The 15606-nt window shown below is 66.7% G+C and carries 17 protein-coding genes; 10 read left to right on the forward strand and 7 right to left on the reverse strand.

The genetic code is table 11. From position 1 onward, the window contains the following. Nucleotides 1–167 precede the first annotated feature (167 nt). Together FQU96_RS05690 and FQU96_RS05695 are read left to right on the forward strand one after the other, a co-directional pair. A complete protein-coding gene (locus FQU96_RS05690) occupies nucleotides 168–1865 on the forward strand; it encodes an FAD-dependent oxidoreductase (protein WP_146539833.1) in 1698 nt (565 codons plus the stop codon). A 31-nt stretch (nucleotides 1866–1896) separates the two neighbouring features. Then, the gene (locus FQU96_RS05695; protein ID WP_146539834.1) at nucleotides 1897–2661 is read left to right on the forward strand and encodes an SDR family NAD(P)-dependent oxidoreductase; all 765 of its coding nucleotides are present in this window, start codon (nucleotides 1897–1899) and stop codon (nucleotides 2659–2661) included. A 13-nt stretch (nucleotides 2662–2674) separates the two neighbouring features. Here the strand turns inward: FQU96_RS05695 and FQU96_RS05700 are convergent, their stop codons facing one another. The 4 genes from FQU96_RS05700 to FQU96_RS05715 all read right to left on the reverse strand — a co-directional run bounded on the left by FQU96_RS05700 (nucleotide 2675) and on the right by FQU96_RS05715 (nucleotide 5208). Then, on the reverse strand, nucleotides 2675–3517 hold the full coding sequence (locus FQU96_RS05700) for an SDR family NAD(P)-dependent oxidoreductase (RefSeq protein ID WP_146539835.1): 843 nt from the start codon (nucleotides 3515–3517) through the stop codon (nucleotides 2675–2677). Nucleotides 3518–3689: 172 nt separating this feature from the next. Continuing rightward, nucleotides 3690–4082, reverse strand: a complete 393-nt coding sequence (gene gloA, locus FQU96_RS05705; RefSeq protein WP_146539836.1) for a lactoylglutathione lyase — start codon at nucleotides 4080–4082, stop codon at nucleotides 3690–3692. 108 nt (nucleotides 4083–4190) lie between these two features. Further along, on the reverse strand, nucleotides 4191–4658 hold the full coding sequence (locus FQU96_RS05710; RefSeq protein WP_146539837.1) for a helix-hairpin-helix domain-containing protein: 468 nt from the start codon (nucleotides 4656–4658) through the stop codon (nucleotides 4191–4193). A 181-nt stretch (nucleotides 4659–4839) separates the two neighbouring features. Continuing rightward, nucleotides 4840–5208: a hypothetical protein gene (locus FQU96_RS05715; RefSeq protein ID WP_146539838.1), complete on the reverse strand. Its 369-nt coding sequence runs from the start codon at nucleotides 5206–5208 to the stop codon at nucleotides 4840–4842. 129 nt (nucleotides 5209–5337) lie between these two features. On the opposite strand from FQU96_RS05715, the gene FQU96_RS05720 reads away from it, so the two are divergent. Beyond that, nucleotides 5338–6438, forward strand: a complete 1101-nt coding sequence (locus FQU96_RS05720; RefSeq protein ID WP_146539839.1) for a TIGR03617 family F420-dependent LLM class oxidoreductase — start codon at nucleotides 5338–5340, stop codon at nucleotides 6436–6438. Nucleotides 6439–6583: 145 nt separating this feature from the next. Here FQU96_RS05720 and FQU96_RS05725 read toward each other — a convergent pair whose 3' ends face one another. Then, a complete protein-coding gene (locus FQU96_RS05725; protein ID WP_146539840.1) occupies nucleotides 6584–7354 on the reverse strand; it encodes a 5'-methylthioadenosine/adenosylhomocysteine nucleosidase in 771 nt (256 codons plus the stop codon). A 46-nt stretch (nucleotides 7355–7400) separates the two neighbouring features. After that, nucleotides 7401–8012, reverse strand: coding sequence for a hypothetical protein (locus tag FQU96_RS05730; protein ID WP_146539841.1), 612 nt, complete (start codon nucleotides 8010–8012; stop codon nucleotides 7401–7403). A 157-nt stretch (nucleotides 8013–8169) separates the two neighbouring features. Between FQU96_RS05730 and cysQ the strand changes: the two genes are divergently transcribed. Beyond that, the gene (gene cysQ / locus FQU96_RS05735; protein WP_146539989.1) at nucleotides 8170–8964 is read left to right on the forward strand and encodes a 3'(2'),5'-bisphosphate nucleotidase CysQ; all 795 of its coding nucleotides are present in this window, start codon (nucleotides 8170–8172) and stop codon (nucleotides 8962–8964) included. Next, nucleotides 8964–9935, forward strand: coding sequence for an L-threonylcarbamoyladenylate synthase (locus tag FQU96_RS05740; protein ID WP_146539842.1), 972 nt, complete (start codon nucleotides 8964–8966; stop codon nucleotides 9933–9935). The genes cysQ and FQU96_RS05740 overlap by 1 nt, the downstream gene beginning before the upstream one ends. 3 nt (nucleotides 9936–9938) lie before the next feature. Here FQU96_RS05740 and FQU96_RS05745 read toward each other — a convergent pair whose 3' ends face one another. Further along, nucleotides 9939–10544: a 2-hydroxychromene-2-carboxylate isomerase gene (locus FQU96_RS05745; RefSeq protein ID WP_218574604.1), complete on the reverse strand. Its 606-nt coding sequence runs from the start codon at nucleotides 10542–10544 to the stop codon at nucleotides 9939–9941. A gap of 134 nt (nucleotides 10545–10678) precedes the next feature. Between FQU96_RS05745 and FQU96_RS05750 the strand changes: the two genes are divergently transcribed. The 5 genes from FQU96_RS05750 (at nucleotide 10679) to FQU96_RS05770 (ending at nucleotide 15600) form a co-directional block, all read left to right on the forward strand. Then, a complete protein-coding gene (locus FQU96_RS05750) occupies nucleotides 10679–12175 on the forward strand; it encodes an FAD-binding oxidoreductase (protein WP_146539843.1) in 1497 nt (498 codons plus the stop codon). A 228-nt stretch (nucleotides 12176–12403) separates the two neighbouring features. Further along, nucleotides 12404–13864, forward strand: a complete 1461-nt coding sequence (locus FQU96_RS05755) for an FAD-binding oxidoreductase (RefSeq protein WP_146539844.1) — start codon at nucleotides 12404–12406, stop codon at nucleotides 13862–13864. A 199-nt stretch (nucleotides 13865–14063) separates the two neighbouring features. Continuing rightward, on the forward strand, nucleotides 14064–14366 hold the full coding sequence (gene rpmB, locus FQU96_RS05760; RefSeq protein ID WP_146539845.1) for a 50S ribosomal protein L28: 303 nt from the start codon (nucleotides 14064–14066) through the stop codon (nucleotides 14364–14366). Between the two features lie 143 nt (nucleotides 14367–14509). Next, nucleotides 14510–14971 (forward strand): VOC family protein, encoded by a 462-nt coding sequence (locus tag FQU96_RS05765; RefSeq protein WP_146539846.1) that lies wholly within the window; start codon nucleotides 14510–14512, stop codon nucleotides 14969–14971. After that, nucleotides 14968–15600, forward strand: a complete 633-nt coding sequence (locus tag FQU96_RS05770; protein ID WP_146539847.1) for an NUDIX hydrolase — start codon at nucleotides 14968–14970, stop codon at nucleotides 15598–15600. The genes FQU96_RS05765 and FQU96_RS05770 overlap by 4 nt, the downstream gene beginning before the upstream one ends. Nucleotides 15601–15606: the final 6 nt, after the last annotated feature.

Consider the following 15606-nt stretch of genomic DNA (forward strand, 5'->3'; position numbering starts at 1 on the left):
TGGCCCTCATCACGTAGGCCGCGCCTGGGCAGCCAGCAATTACGCCCGGCATAATGGCGGCCGCTTTCCGCGAATCCCGGGGCCATGGCTTGCGTTGTTTACGGTGGTCCGCTTGAGTGTCGGCGGCAATCGAATGTCGAGGAACGCTGCAAGAGGAAAGCTGGGTGATGGATGAACGGATCGAATGCGACGTGCTGATCGCAGGATCGGGGGCGGCGGGGTTTGCAACGGCAATCACTGCGGCGCATCACGGGCTGGACGTGATCATGGTCGAGAAGGAGCCGCTGTTTGGCGGTACGACCGCCTTTTCCGCCGGCGTGATCTGGATTCCCTGCAACGAGCACGCGCGCAAGCTCGGCATCGCCGATTCTCGGGCCGAGGCGCTCACCTACCTGGAGCATGAAATCGGCAACCGGCTCGATCGTGCCAAGGCCGAGGCGTTCATCGACCATGGCGCCGCGATGCTCGCGTTCTTCGAGCGCCACAGTCATGTCCGCTATCTGCTGCAGACGACATGGGCCGACTACCACCCCGATCAGCCGGGCGGATCGCAGGGCGGTCGATCGCTGTTGCCCGAGCCGTTCGACGGCACCGTGCTGGGCGACATGTTCCTGAAACTGCGGCCGCCGATTGCGACCATGATGATCCTGGGCGGCATGATGGTGGGCCGTGACGACATCCCGCATCTGTTCAACCTGACCCGCTCCGTGCGGTCCGTTGCGCATGTCGGCGGCATTGTCGCGAAGTACGCGCTGCAGCGGCTGCGCTGGCCGCGCGGCACGCGGGTCGCCAACGGCAATGCGCTGGTGGCACGCCTGGCCAAGACGGCGTTCGAGCAACAGATCCCGCTGTGGCTCGAGTCGCCGGTGGTGAAGCTGCATGATGTCGATGGCGCCATTACCGGCGCCCGCGTGCGTCGCAACGGCCGGGAGGTCGACGTTGTGGCGCGCCGCGGCGTGGTGCTGGCGTGTGGCGGCTTTCCCGCCAGCGATGAACTGCGGCGGCGGACCTATCCGCACCTGGCGGCCGGCAAGAACCACGAGCGGCTGGCGCCCGCCGGCAACGCCGGCGACGGCATCCGGCTGGCGCAGCAGGTCGGCGCGGCATTCGTCGACGATCCGCACCATCCGGCGGCATGGACACCGGTGTCGCTGGTGCCGCAATCCGACGGCGGCACCGTGCCGTTCCCGCATTTCATCGATCGCGGCAAGCCGGGCTACATCGCGGTCGATCGCCGCGGGCGGCGTTTCGCCAACGAGGCCAAGTCGTACCATGATTTCGTGCCAGCCATGATCGAGGCCTGTCGCGACGATCCCGTGGTCGAATGCTTTCTGCTGTGCGACCACGCCGGTATCCGTCGTTACGGGTTGGGGGCGGTAGGCCCGGCGCCGGCGCGGCTGGGACCCCATGTCAGGTCCGGATACATCACCCGCGCCGACTCCATCGACGCCTTGGCGCAGCGACTGGGTGTCGATGCGCGGGGCCTCGTCGATACCGTCGCGACATTCAACCAGCACGCGGCGAAGGGTGAGGATCCCGAATTCGGTAAAGGCGGCGATGCCTACCAGCGCTTCAACGGTGCCGCGGGGCACGCGCCCAACCCCTGCATCGCGCCCATCGCGACACCGCCTTACTACGCTGTGCGCCTGGTGCCGGGCGACATCGGGACCTTCGCCGGCCTGCGCACCGACCCGCTGACCCGGGTGCTCGATGCGACCGGACGGCCGATCACGGGTTTGCATGCCGTTGGCAATGACATGGCGAGCGTCATGGGCGGCACCTATCCCGGCGCCGGCATCACCATCGGTCCGGCGATGACGTTCGGCTACATTGCCGGCCGACATCTCGCCGGCGTGGCGGATTGAAAACGGGTAGCGGACGCAGGAAGAGGTATCGATGCCTGATCTTTTCTCGATGAACGGCCGCGTTGCCGTGGTGACCGGTGCGTCGCGCGGCCTGGGGCTCGACTTCGCGAAGACGCTGGCCGGTGCCGGTGCCACCGTGGTGTGCGTCGCCCGCACCCAGGCCACGCTGCGCGCCGCCGTCGACGGTATCGTCGCCGATGGCGGCACTGCCGACGCGGTGGCTTTCGACGTCACGGACGAGGCGGCGCTCACGACGGCCGTCGCCGACATCATCGCGCGCCACGGTCGCATCGACGTTCTGGTCAACAATGCCGGCATCCTCTACCGCACGCCGGTGGTCGAGACGACGACGGAGGACTGGCGGCGCGTGGTCGACACCGACCTCACAGCAGCCTTCATGCTGTCGCGCGCTGTCGGCCGTCACATGCTGGCGCAACGTTATGGACGCATTGTCAACATCGCGTCGGTGATGGGCGTTCTGGGACGCGCCACGGTCGGCGGTTACGTCGCCGCCAAGCACGGGTTGATCGGGCTGACCAAGACGCTGGCGGCCGAACTGGGACCGGCGATCACCGTGAACTGCCTGTCGCCGGGCTATATCCGCACCGAGCTCAACGTCGCCCTGCAGGAGAACCGGGAATTCAGCACCATGCTGGAAACGCGCACGGCGGCGCAGCGTTGGGGTACATCGGCAGACCTGCGCGGCGCACTTCTGTTGCTGGCATCCGATGCCGGCGCCTATATCACCGGCCATTCGCTGGTGGTCGACGGCGGCCTGACCAGCATCCTGGCCTGAGGGACTTCACTGCCTACTGGTCGATCCCCAGCGCTTGGCGGGTCGCCTTCAATGCTTCCTGGTGCGGGCTGTAGAGCCGTCCGCCGATCTGTCCGCCGTCGACCACCAGGTCGTGCCCGTTGACGAAGGTCGACAGGTCGGAGGCCAGCCACAGCGCGGCGTTGGCGATGTCGTCGGTCAGGCCGGCGCGCGGGATCGGCTGGTTCTTGACGAAGTTGGCCTTCATCATGTCGGTGGTCTGTTCGGCCTGCTCCACCGGCAGGCCCAGTGCCTTGGCCAGGATGCCGGTGGCGATGCCGCCGGGTGAGATCGCGTTGACCCTGACATGATGCTCACCCAGCTGCATGGCGACGCAACGCGTCAGATGCACCACGGCGGCCTTGGCGGCGCTGTAGATCATCGAACTGCTGAGCCCCGTGCGCGACGCGGCCACGCTGCCGTTGTTGATGATGCTGCCGCTCTTCTGGCGCATCATCACCGGCGCGGCATGCTTCATGCCCAGCATCACCGAACGCACGAGGTTGGCCATCGCCGCGTCGAATCCGGCGACAGGAATCGTGTCGATGCCGCCGGTGGGCGCCGGTCCGCCGGCATTGTTGAACAGGCAATCGATGCGCCCCCATTTCGCCAGGCAGGCATCGATCATCGCCTTGACGTCGGCCTCCTCGGCCATGTCGCCACGCAGGAACAGGCACTGGTCGCTACCCAGTTCCGCCTCCAGCGCTTTGCCAAGCTCGGCCCGGCGGCCGGTGACCACGACCTTGGCGCCCTGGGCGACGAAAATCTCGGCCGTCCGGCGCCCGATGCCGCTTGTGGCGCCGGTGATGATGGCGACCTTGCCGTCAAGCAGCGCCATGGCGATCTCCCGTCGTTGTTCCGTCTTCCGCCCGTGCGGGCAAGAGCCTAGGGACTGTCATCCCGAGCGCAGCGAGGGATCTTTCAATGCAGACGCACCCGTGCGTCACTTGCAGAAGATCCCTCGCTCCGCTCGGGATGACGGCTGTATCAGTGACCCGCGATTCCAGGTACTAGGCCGCCTGCTTGCGCTCGATCAGCTCGATCTTGTAGCCATCGGGGTCTTCGACGAACGCGATCACCGTGGAGCCGCCTTTTACGGGACCCGCCTCGCGCGTGACCTTGCCGCCTGACGTACGGATGCGCTCGCAGGCACCGGCAGCGTCGGGAACCTCGATGGCGATGTGACCATAGCCGCCACCCAGGTCGTACTTGTCGACGCCGTAGTTGTATGTGAGCTCGATGACAGCCTGCTCGCTCTCCAGTCCGTAACCGACGAAGGCGAGCGAATATTTCTGCTCCGGCCGATCGGTCGTGCGCAGCAGCGTCATGTCCATGACCTTGGTGTAGAAGTCGACCGACCGCTGCATGTTGCCGACGCGCAACATGGTGTGAAGCATACGCATGGTGAGGTCCTCCGCCCGGGCTGCCGATGCTGGTGCGCACCGTAGGCCGCCTGCAGCCGGCGTCAAGCGCCGCCGATCGGCAGTCCGGGGGGAGGTGAAGGGCAGGCGTTATTTCTTTGTCGCCGGTGCCGGTGCGGTCGTCGGGGTCGTCGGCTTGGCAGCCGGCGCGGCGGCCTGATGGGCGATGATGCTGTCCTTGATGTCGTTGTAGACCGCCTGCGGGACGATCTTCTTGGTCACCAGATCATTCTTGGCGCGATAGGGCCGGCCCTTGATGATCGCATCGCTGCGGGCATCGCCGACGCCCTTGAGCGTCATCAACTGCTCCTTGGTCGCGGTGTTGATGTCGATCAGCTCGGCAGGCTTGTCGGCCGATTTGCCGGCGGGTGCCGGCGCGGGCGTGGCCGACTTACCGGCGGGCGCCGGCGTCGGGGCGGCCGGTTTGCCGGTGGGCGGCGGTGCGGGCGCTGGCGTCGTCGTGGATGGCTGAGGTGTCGTCTGTGCGAAGAGCGGTGCCGGCGTGGCGGCAAGCGCACCGATCATGATGGCGGCGAGCAGGCGAGACCGTACGGACATTGCGTAACCTCTCTTCTCGGAGTCACCGCCGAGGGGGCGGCAAGGAAGAGTCGACCACGCAACAGGGGCAGAGGCAAGGCGATGATTTGTCAGGATATTGTCAGATTATATGGTTGTATGATTGATCATCATACAACCATGGATGCTTGCGCGTACCTGCGGCATCCGCGTCGGTCGCGGGCTAGATCTTTTTCAGTTTCGCGTCGAACTTACAGTACCCGTCGAGTAGCACGGTGGCTGTCGTCGCGTTGATCGTGCCTTTGACGTCCATGCTGCCGCCGTCGACTTTTGCCTTGGTTCTGAAGACGCCGGTGGCGTCGGCCGTTGCTTCGAAATGGCGCTGCGGGCGGCCTTCCTGCTGGAACAGGCCTTTGATGTCGGTGCCGGTCACGGTGACGTCGATCTTCATCTTGTAGCCGGGGCAGTTGCTGCTGCCGCCAACGCCACCGCTCTTGCCGAAGCCGGTCCATGTGTAGCTGGCGTTTTGAGCCAGCGCGGGCGGCGACAGCACCGCAAGAGCAGCCGCAGCCAACACCGATGCGAAGCGCATGTGGACCTCCCCCTGTTTTCAGATGCGATCATGGCGCCAAAGACTGACAGAAACCATTCACCGATGTGCGATCATGGACTTAAGGTGATACCGGCGTTTGTCTCATGACCCTCGCAACGGAGAAAACGCGTGCTGCTCGAGACGCTTCTCCCTCTGGGCAAAGTGGATCCTGGCCTGCGTGCGCCCGAGATACCGCTGGACCTGCAAACCGTCGGCGCCGATGCCAGTCTGCTGGAGGACCTGGGATACGAGGGCCTGGTCGTCGAAGAAACCAAGGACGATCCCTTTGTCATCATGGCGTTGGCGGCGCAGGCGACACGTCGGTTGAAACTCGGCACCTCGGTCGCCATCGCCTTTCCGCGGAGCCCGACGATCACGGCCCTCAGCGCCTGGACCATTCAGAAGCTGTCCGGCGGACGCTTTACCCTGGGCCTGGGCACACAGGTGAAGGCTCATATCGAGCGCCGGTATGGCATGGCGTGGTCGCCGGCCGGGCCATGGATGCGGGAATATATACGCGCCGTGCGCGCGGTCTGGGACTGCTGGCAGAACGGCACGCCGCTGGACGTGGCCGGTCCACACTACACCATCAACCTGATGGTGCCGCTCTTCAATCCCGGCCCCATCGCGCATCCGGCGATTCCCATTCATCTGGCGGCGGTGAATGCCGTCATGTGCCAGGTGGCGGGCGAAGTCGGTGACGGTATCCGGCCCCATCCCGTGTGCACGCCGTCCTACATTGAGCAGGTGATGCTGCCGGCGGTGCGCGCCGGGGCTGCCAAGGCCAATCGTGCGTTGGATGATTTCCAGGTCTGCATGAAGCCGCTGGTGGCCGCTGCCGCCACCGAGGCGGAGCTTGTGCCCAAGATCCGCGACACCCGGGCCCGCATTGCGTTCTATGCCTCGACGCCGCAATACCGCGCCGCGTTCGATCATCTTGGTCTTGGCGATCTGGCGGATCGGCTGAAATTGCTGTCGCGCGCCCAGCGCTGGGAGGAAATGCCGCAACACATCACGGACGATATTCTCGAGCAGTTCGTGACGATCGCCACCTACGACAAGGTCGCCCGCAAGCTCTGCGATCGCTATGGCCATGTCGTGACGCACTGCGAGTTCTCAATCGCCGTCAAGACCGACGCCGATCGCGACATGCTGCGCGCGTTGGCCAAGGAGATTCAGTCGGAAGGGCTGGAGAGGGCCCGGCGCACGATCCTTGGCATGGCCGCCTAGGACCCGGAATCACGCGTCAGTGATCCAGCTGTCATCCCGAACGCAGCGAGGGATCTTCTGTATGTGACGCACGGGTGCGCCTGCATCGAAAGATCCCTCGCTACGCTCGGGATGACAGCGCGATCCCATTCGAGCGAAACGCGCTCTAGACGACCGCCGCTGCCCGGCGGGTCACGGCGGCGGCCAGCTGCGCCGCCACCGGCAGGAAGGTGCGGAAGTCGAGGTGGCTGGAAGCGCCGGCAAGATCGCTCAGGCACCGCACGTTGATGAAGGGAACATCGCCGAGACGATGGCAGACCTGGGCCACGGCGCCGCCTTCCATCTCGACAGCGGCGGCGTCGAATGTGGTGTGCAGGCGCACGCGCGTGGTCTCGCAGTTCAGGAAGGTGTCGCCCGACAGGATCGTGCCCAGGGCCACGCGCGGCGAGCGCCCGATATCGCCGGTCACGGCAGCCGGCAGCGGCGGCAACCGCATGTCGCTGACCGCAGCGGCGAGGGCAGCGGCCAGGTGTTGTGGCAGTTCGTAGCCTGGCGTGCGGTCCAGGCCAGGCCGCACCGGCACGCCAGGCTGCGAAGTGTGGATCGTGCCGGCAATCAGCATGCCGTAGTCATGCTGCAGGTTCCGCGTCGCGATCACGACGTCACCGACACCGTAGCTGGGGTCGAGCCCACCCGCGACGCCGCAGAACAGCAGGGCGCGGCACTCGAAGCGGGTCAGCAGCAGGGTGGCTGCGATGGCTGCGTTCACCTTGCCGATACCGCATTCGACGAACACGGCCGGCCGCGAGGCGATAACGCCGTGCGTGAAGCGTAGCGCGCCAATGCATTGCGTCTCGCCGGCGGCTTCGTCGAGGTGTGCGAACTCCTCGGGGATGGCCGACAGGATGCCCAGCGGGCCGACCGTGGTGCGTGTCATGGCGTGTTGTACCGCATCGCGGATGGGGCACGCAGCGAGACGGATGTCATGACGATGGCGGCATGTGGAGCGGGGGCCCGGCCGGTGGCGGCGCGGTATCCGACAGCGGCCCGAGATGTCCTTTGATGGCGCGCCAGCGATCGCCCGTGACGACGTAACCGTCACGCTGTGCGACCAAGGTGGTCATTCTGGACAGCCATAGAGCGACCCGCTCCAGGTCGGCCACATCGCTCACAGGGCCCTCCATTGCGGTCGCCGACGACGGTTCCGCGACAGCCACAAGTGTATCGGGCCAGTCGGCGGCTTCGCCCAGATGCAAGGCGAAGCAGGGCGTGGTTTCCCTGGGAAGAAGATCGGTCCGAACGGTGATCGTGCCGCGGATGGCGATCGAACGTCGGCGCCGGCGAAAAATCAGCGTCGTGACCCCGATGTGCGCCGTACGACCGGCAGTGTCGATTTCGACGAACGGGCGTCTCGGACAGCAGAGCCAGGCCGCCGCGATCCAGATCGCAACCAGCGCCGCCACGCCCCAGGCGCTGACGTAAGGCGGCGCGAAGAACGGCGTGCCGAGGGCGAGCGCGACGAAGACCGCGCAGAAGAGCAGGCTGTCGCCGCCACGGTGGGGAAGGTCGATCCGAGGATATGGCGGTCGCGCCATCGCCTGTGAAGGCTATCACACACCGGGCAGCAGACCCTATCGGTGAGTGGGGTGGCGAAGCGGGCCGTCTGGGCTATAACGGCCGCGCTTTTGGCCCCTATCGAAAGACCACCGCGTGTCCGAGTCATCGTCTTCCGCACCGCCGTCGTCGCTTGTTCTGCCGGCACCAGATACCTTGCTGGCGCCGCTGTGTGACCTGGCGCGCGATGCCGGTGTGGCGATCATGGAGATCTATGCCCGCGCCGATCAGGGACAGCGCGCCAAGCCCGATCAGTCACCGGTGACCGACGCCGATCATGCCGCCGAGGCGGTGATTCTGGCCGGGCTGAGCCGCCTGACGCCTGACGTGCCCGTGGTGGCCGAGGAGGAGGTCGCCGCTGGCCGCGTGCCGGTCGTCGACGGGCGGCCGTTCTGGCTCGTCGATCCGCTCGATGGCACCAAGGAGTTCCTGCGGCGCAACGGCGAGTTCACGGTGAACATCGCCCTGGTCGAGCGTGGTCGGCTGGTTCTGGGCGTGGTGCTCGCGCCGACCATCAACCGGCTGTGGCGCGGCATCGCGCCGGGAACCGCGCGCGAGGGTTTGGCCGAGGAGGTCACGGTCGATGGCGTGGCGCGGCGCATCCGCGTGCGGGACGTGCCGGCGGCCGGGGTCACGGTCTACACCAGTCGTACGCACGGCAAGTACAGCGACCTCGACATCTGGCTCGAGCGCGAGGGCATCACGGCCGCCGAACGCAAGATCGCGGGCTCGTCGCTGAAGTTCTGCCTGATCGCGGCCGGCGAGGCCGACCTCTACCCGCGCTTCGCGCCGACCAACGAATGGGATACCGCGGCCGGCCAGGCCGTGCTCGAGGCCGCCGGCGGCAGCGTGCGGCGTGAGGACGGCACGCCGCTGACCTACGGCAAGCAGGGGTTCAAGAACCCGTGGTTCATCGCCCGCGGCGGGATGTGATGGGATTAAGGCTCGACATCGTCGCGCCGACGGACGACGCCATCGCGCGGGCCGCCGACCTGATCCGAACCGGTGCGCTGGTCGCGCTCCCCACCGAGACCGTCTATGGGCTGGGGGGCGACGCCACCAACGACCGGGCCGTGGCCGGTATTTTCCAGGCCAAGGGCCGGCCACAGTTCAATCCGCTGATTGCGCACGTTCCCGATGCGGCGGCGGCCGCGCAGCACGTCGTCTGGACTGATGTCGCCGAGGTGTTGGCGCAGCGCTTCTGGCCGGGGCCATTGACTCTCGTCCTGTCGCGTCGCGCCGACTGCGCGGTATCGCTGCTGTGCAGTGCCGGCCTCGATACGCTGGCCGTACGCTCACCGTCGCATCCGGTGGCGCAGGCGCTGCTGCGCGCGGTCGGCCGACCTGTCGCGGCGCCCAGCGCCAATCGCTCCGGCATGGTGAGTCCGACCCAGGCTGCGCATGTCGTGCAGTCCCTGGGTGCCGGCGTCGCCCTGGTGCTCGATGGCGGGCGGTGCCCGGTCGGTGTCGAGTCGACCGTGATCGATCTCACGGCGGCGCAGCCCACCCTGCTGCGGCCCGGTGGCGCGACACGCGAAGCGATCGAGGCGGTGATCGGTCCCCTCGCGCGGGCGCCCGCTGTCGGTACGCCCGGCGCCTTGCATGCGCCTGGCCAGTTGGAGAGCCACTATGCGCCGGCGCTTCCGGTGCGGCTCGATGCCCTGTCGGTCGCGGACGACGAAGCCCTTCTGGCGTTTGGCCCTGATGTACCGGGTGGCGCGGCGCTGACCCTGAATCTCAGCCCTGCCGGCGACATGGGCGAGGCGGCCGCCAATCTGTTCGCCATGCTGCGCACACTCGACCGGCCGGATCTGCGGGGCATCGCCGTGGCGCCGATCCCCGACCATGGTCTGGGCCTGGCGATCAACGACCGCCTGCGCCGCGCCGCCGCGCCGAGGCCTTAGTCGTCAAGGCGAGAGCCACGGTTGTCGCGCCCAGGCGATCGCCTGTTCCAGCCTGTCGTTGCCCCAGAAGAGCTCGGTGCCGAGCCGGAAGCTGGGCGCGCCGAAGATGCCGTGTGCGATCGCGGCGTCGACATCGGCGACCAGCCCACGCTTGTTCTCATCGGTCAACGCCGTGGCGAGCAGCGCGTCGGCGTCGAGACCCTGGGCGGCCACGATGGCACCGATCACCGTGGCATCCGAGATCTCGCGGTCGTCGACGAAATTGGCCCGGTAGATCGCGCGCGACAGAGCCGGGCGGACGTCAGGCGGTGCGACGCGGGCCAGACGGGCGCCCAGCAGGCCGTTGCGCGGGTAGCTTGAGGGCCATCGCAGCGGCAGGCCGTAACTGGCGCACAGGCGCTCGGCATCGCGGCGGCGATAGGCGCGCTGGGCCGGCGGTGCGTTCTGGTACGGCGACGGGTTGTCGGGCCGCAGCCGCAGGATGGGGCCGAGGATGAATGGCCGCCAGTGCACGGCGAGGCCGCCCGCGGCGGCAAGGCCGTCGATCCGCTCCGCCGCCATCCAGGAATAGGGGCTGGCAAAGTCGTACCAGAATTCCATCGCCTGCATGGACAATCCCACCCGGTTGAAGTTTGCATGGCGAGCGCAGGGCCAGCCCGGCGCTGGACGCATTCCGCACATCCACGGGGGTTATTCCGCGCCCGCCCGTCTGCGGCTAGACTCCGGCCAACCGGAGGAACCCGATGCCCGACACACTCGTCACCACGCCATCATCCGCCTTTCTTGGCAAGCTGCGAGCGATCGTCGGCGACAAGGGCATGGTCGAGGACGCGCAGGCCCGCGCCTTCCACCAGACCGACTGGCGCGGCCTCACCATGGGGCAGGCCGCGGCGGTGGTGAAGCCGGCGACAGTCGAGGAAGTGTCGGCCATCCTGGCGCTGTGCAGTGAGCATGGCGTCAAGATCGTACCGCAGGGTGGCCTCACCGGCCTGGTGGGCGCCAGCATTCCGGTGCGCGGCGGTGATGAAATCGTGGTGTCGCTGGCCCGGATGAACCGCATCCTCGACGTTAATGCCACCGCCTACACCATGACGGTCGAAGCCGGTGTCGTGCTGCAGACCATCCAGGAAACGGCAACGGCGCATGACCGCTACTTTCCGATCAGCCTGGGCGCGCAGGGCTCGTGCATGATCGGTGGTAACCTGTCGACCAATGCCGGCGGCGCCACGGTGCTGCACTACGGCAATACCCGCAGCATGGTTTTGGGGCTTGAGGTCGTGCTGCCCGACGGGCGCATCTGGAACGGCCTGCGGGCGCTGAAGAAGGACAACACCGGCTACGACCTGAAGAACCTGTTTGTCGGTGCCGAAGGCACGCTGGGCGTCATCACCAAGGCCGTGCTGAAGATCTTCCCCAAACCCAAGGATGTGGCGACGGCTTGGCTCGCCGTACCCGAACCAAAGGCGGCGCTCGAGGTTCTGGCCGGCGCGCGCATCGCCGCCGACGACAACGTCACCTCGTGCGAACTGGTCCACGAGCTGGGGTTGGACGGCATCATCGAGCATATCCCCGGCACGCAGCGGCCCTTGCAGGGGCGCCACACGTGGCAGGTGCTGATGGAATGGTCCTCGACCCGGCCGATTCCCGAGGATGGCGAGAGCGGCATGCGGCCGCGCATGGAGACCTACCTTGCGGAGTGCATGGAAAAAGGCCTGGTCGAGGATGCGGTGATTGCCCAGAACGAGGCGCAGGCGCGGGCCTTCTGGCACATCCGCGAGAGCCACGCCGAGGCCGGACGGCATGCTGGTCCTGCGGTGTCGTTCGACATTTCCGTGGCGGTCGAGAAGATCCCGTCCTTCATCGAGGCGTGCAATGCCGCCGCCGTGCACGCAGCGCCTGGGGTGCGGCCCCGTCCCATGGGCCACATGGGCGACGGCAACCTGCACTACAATTTCTCAGCGCCGGTCGACGTCAAGGACCGCGCTCAGTTCGCGCCCACGGTAAAGATCCTCGATCGCGTCGTGCACGACATGGTGGCCAAATTCGACGGCTCGATCTCGGCCGAACACGGCATCGGCTCGGCCAAGCTGCTGGAACTGGAGCACTACCGTTCGCAGACCGAACTCGACGTGATGCGCGCGATCAAGAAGGCACTTGATCCCCAGGGCATCATGAACCCCGGCAAGGTCATCCGCGTCGACCCTGCCGAGTCCGCGCAGGAAGGTTCGCTGATGCGTTGAGTCCCTCTCCCGCGAGCGGGAGAGGGAGGGGCCCATGGTGCGCAGCGCCATGGGAGGGTGAGGGACCGCACACGGAATGCCGAGTCCTAAGGCCCTCACCCGCCGGGCGCTGCGCGCCCGTCGACCTCTCCCGCGAGCGGGAGAGGTAAGACAATCGAGACAAGACCGCGCTCCCGCCACCGGGAGTGCCTCGCTAAGGTACGGGCCAGTGTTGGAAACCTGCCCGCGATGCCCGATACCTACACGACGATTCCGAGTGCCGTACCCGATGCCGTGCTGAACGCGATCCATCGCGTCGTCGGCGACAAAGGTTTCGTCGTCGACACGCATGAGATGGAACAGCACGTCGTCGAGTGGCGCGACAACTATCGCGGCCGGGCGGCTGCCGTGGTGCGGCCGGCGTCCACGGAAGAGGTGGCGGCCGTCGTCCGGATCTGTGCCGAAGCCGGTGTGCCGATCGTGCCGCAAGGCGGCATGACCGGGCTCGTGGGGGCCGGCATCCCGCACGAGCATGGCGGCGAGATCGTGCTGTCACTGCGCCGTATGAACCGCATCCTGGAGATCAACCCCACCGCCTACACCATGACGGTCGAGGCTGGCGTGGTGTTGAAGACGATCCAGGACGAGGCAGCGACGCACGACCGGCTGTTTCCGTTGAGCCTGGCCGCCGAGGGCTCGTGTACGATCGGCGGCAACCTGTCGACCAATGCCGGTGGCGTGCAGGTGCTGCACTACGGCAATGCCCGCAGCCTGGTGCTGGGGGTGGAAGCCGTGCTGCCCGACGGGCGGGTCTGGAATGGCCTGCGCTCCCTGAAGAAGGACAATACCGGCTACGACCTCAAGCATCTGTTCATGGGTGCCGAGGGCACGCTGGGTATCATCACCAAGGCGGTGCTGAAGCTGTTTCCACGTCCCAAGGATGTCGCCACGGCATGGCTCGCCGTGCGCAATCCGGCAGCCGCCGTCGAGCTGTTGTCGCGTGCGCACGCCGCCAGCGAGGACAACGTCACCTCCTGCGAGCTGATGGGGCGCCTGGGCATCGATCTGGTGCTCAAGCACATCCCCGGTCTCACGGATCCGCTGGTCGAGCGTCACGACTGGTACGTCCTGCTCGAATGGTCCTCGACACGTCCGGCGCCCGTGCACGGCGGCGGCATGCTGGCCAAGATGGAGGCCTTCCTCGGCGATGCCATGGAGGCCGGCCTGGTGTTCGATGCCGTGCTGGCCCAGTCGCAGGCGCAGGCCCAGACGTTCTGGAAAATCCGCGAAAGCCACTCCGAGGCACAGAAGCTGGAGGGGCCATCGATCAAGCACGATATCTCGGTGCCGGTGGACCGGATTCCCGAGTTCGTCGACAAGGGCGTCGCCGCCATGAAGGCCGTCATGCCCGACCTGCGGCCGGTACCGTTCGGCCATGTCGGCGATGGCAATCTCCACTTTAACGCCCAGGCGCCGGTGGGGATGGACAAGCCGGCCTTCTTCGCTCACCTGGGCGATATCAATCATGCCGTGCATGATCTTGTGCGCGAATTCGGTGGTTCGATCTCGGCCGAACACGGCATCGGTCGCTTCAAGCTCGAGGAGCTGGAGCGTTATCGCGGCTCGGTCGAGCTGGACGCCATGCGCGCCATCAAGCGTGCCCTGGATCCGAAGAACATCATGAACCCCGGCAAGGTTCTACGGGTTTGATCTAAATCCTTGATTCAAAATAGATTTATGCCGATGACTGCACTTGAGTGGCGGATACATGCAGGTCCGGCGGCGGCCTGCGTGGCGGCTTGACGGCGGGCGGCCCTGCCCGTAAAAGAGCGCCGCATTCCGGCCCGCGTGGGCCGGATACTGTTTTTAGGGCGCGGCTTGGCCCGCGCGACCGATCGAGGACTGGACCATGACACGTCGTTGCGAGCTCTCCGGCAAGACGGTGCAGGTTGGCAACAACGTCAGCCATGCCAACAACAAGACCAAGCGCCGTTTCCTGCCCAACCTGCAGGTCACGTCGGTGCTGTCGGATGCGCTGGGCCTGCCGGTCCGCCTGCGGCTCACGCCGCGCGCCATCCGCACCATCGAGCACAACGGCGGCATCGACGCCTACCTGCTCGACACCAATGACAGCAAGCTGTCGCCGGAAATGAAGACGCTGAAGAAGCGGGTGCGGATCGCCAAGACCAAGCGCGAGAAGGCCGCGGCCTGACACAGCTTTTCTCGGCTACCGAAGAAGGGCCCGCGCCATGCGCGGGCCCTTCTTCTTTGCGGCGCCCTTGATCCGCGGCCGGCTGCTCGCCACGTCATCCCGGGCGGTCGCCCGACAGGCGACCTCAACCGGAGGAACGGTTCATGGACGGCACTGCAGGCGCCGATGGGCGCAAGCCGCGGATGATCGGCATCAACCACGTCGCGCTCGAAGTCGGTGATATCGACGCAGCGCTGGAATTCTACGGTCGCATCTTCGACGTCACCCTGCGCGGGCGGGACGAGAACAACGCCTTCATCGACATGGGCGATCAGTTCCTGGCGCTGTTCCGTGGCTCGGCGCATGACGGCATCGAGGGGCGGCATTTCGGTCTGGTCGTCGACGACCGCTCCAGCGTTCGAGCGCGCGTGCTGGCGGCCGGTGGCAAGGTGCTGGACGGTCCGTTCCAGGATTTCCTCGATCCCTGGGGCAATCGGTTCGAGGTGATCGAATACGCCAACGTCCAGTTCACCAAGGCGCCCCAGGTGTTGCGTGGCATGGGCGTCGCGTTGGACAAGAACGACAAGGCGCGCCGCGAACTGGCGGAGAAGGGAATGGCGGAGTGACGCCGCCGCGCTGGTTGACGTGGGCGCGGCAACTTCAGGCGATCGCTCAAACCGGCCTGACGTTCTCCAAGGACGTCTATGATCGCGAGCGCTATGAGGCGATCCGCGCTCTTGCCGCGCAGATCATGACCCAGCACGCCGACATCGACGCGCAGCGGATCGAGGGCCTGTTCGCCGACCAGGTTGGCTACGCAACGCCCAAGGTGGATGTGCGTGCCGCGGTGTTTCGTGACGATGGCCGCATCCTCCTCGTGCGTGAGGTCGCGGATGGCGGACGTTGGACGCTGCCGGGCGGTTGGGCCGACGTCAACCAGTCGCCGCGCGAATCCGTCGTGCGCGAAGTTCTTGAAGAGGCTGGGGTGCACGTGGCGGTTCGCAAGCTGGCAGCCGTCTACGATCGCGAACGCCATCCGCACCAGCCGCCCTACGCGTTCCACATCTACAAGCTCTTCTTCATCTGCGATCTGAAGGGCGGCGAGCCCCGACCCGGAATCGAAACCAGCGAGGTGGCGTTCTTCGCTGCCCAGGACGTGCCGGCCGACCTGTCACTCTCGCGCGTACTGCCACAGCAGATCCGCCGCATGTTCGAGCACGCCGCGTCACCCGACCTGCCCACGGACGTCGACTGAGGCCTG

The sequence above is a fragment of the Reyranella sp. CPCC 100927 genome (assembly GCF_007859315.1).
Classification (GTDB): domain Bacteria; phylum Pseudomonadota; class Alphaproteobacteria; order Reyranellales; family Reyranellaceae; genus Vineibacter.

What these genes read in the sequence shown, in the direction of transcription:
- FQU96_RS05690 (WP_146539833.1), top strand. Translation starts at nt 168, where the DNA reads ATGGATGAACGGATCGAATGCGACGTGCTGATCGCAGGATCGGGGGCG.
- FQU96_RS05695 (WP_146539834.1), top strand. Translation starts at nt 1,897, where the DNA reads ATGCCTGATCTTTTCTCGATGAACGGCCGCGTTGCCGTGGTGACCGGT.
- FQU96_RS05700 (WP_146539835.1), bottom strand. Translation starts at nt 3,517, where the DNA reads ATGGCGCTGCTTGACGGCAAGGTCGCCATCATCACCGGCGCCACAAGC.
- gloA (WP_146539836.1), bottom strand. Translation starts at nt 4,082, where the DNA reads ATGCGTATGCTTCACACCATGTTGCGCGTCGGCAACATGCAGCGGTCG.
- FQU96_RS05710 (WP_146539837.1), bottom strand. Translation starts at nt 4,658, where the DNA reads ATGTCCGTACGGTCTCGCCTGCTCGCCGCCATCATGATCGGTGCGCTT.
- FQU96_RS05715 (WP_146539838.1), bottom strand. Translation starts at nt 5,208, where the DNA reads ATGCGCTTCGCATCGGTGTTGGCTGCGGCTGCTCTTGCGGTGCTGTCG.
- FQU96_RS05725 (WP_146539840.1), bottom strand. Translation starts at nt 7,354, where the DNA reads ATGACACGCACCACGGTCGGCCCGCTGGGCATCCTGTCGGCCATCCCC.
- FQU96_RS05730 (WP_146539841.1), bottom strand. Translation starts at nt 8,012, where the DNA reads ATGGCGCGACCGCCATATCCTCGGATCGACCTTCCCCACCGTGGCGGC.
- FQU96_RS05740 (WP_146539842.1), top strand. Translation starts at nt 8,964, where the DNA reads ATGGGATTAAGGCTCGACATCGTCGCGCCGACGGACGACGCCATCGCG.
- FQU96_RS05745 (WP_218574604.1), bottom strand. Translation starts at nt 10,544, where the DNA reads ATGCAGGCGATGGAATTCTGGTACGACTTTGCCAGCCCCTATTCCTGG.
- FQU96_RS05750 (WP_146539843.1), top strand. Translation starts at nt 10,679, where the DNA reads ATGCCCGACACACTCGTCACCACGCCATCATCCGCCTTTCTTGGCAAG.
- FQU96_RS05755 (WP_146539844.1), top strand. Translation starts at nt 12,404, where the DNA reads ATGCCCGATACCTACACGACGATTCCGAGTGCCGTACCCGATGCCGTG.
- rpmB (WP_146539845.1), top strand. Translation starts at nt 14,064, where the DNA reads ATGACACGTCGTTGCGAGCTCTCCGGCAAGACGGTGCAGGTTGGCAAC.
- FQU96_RS05765 (WP_146539846.1), top strand. Translation starts at nt 14,510, where the DNA reads ATGGACGGCACTGCAGGCGCCGATGGGCGCAAGCCGCGGATGATCGGC.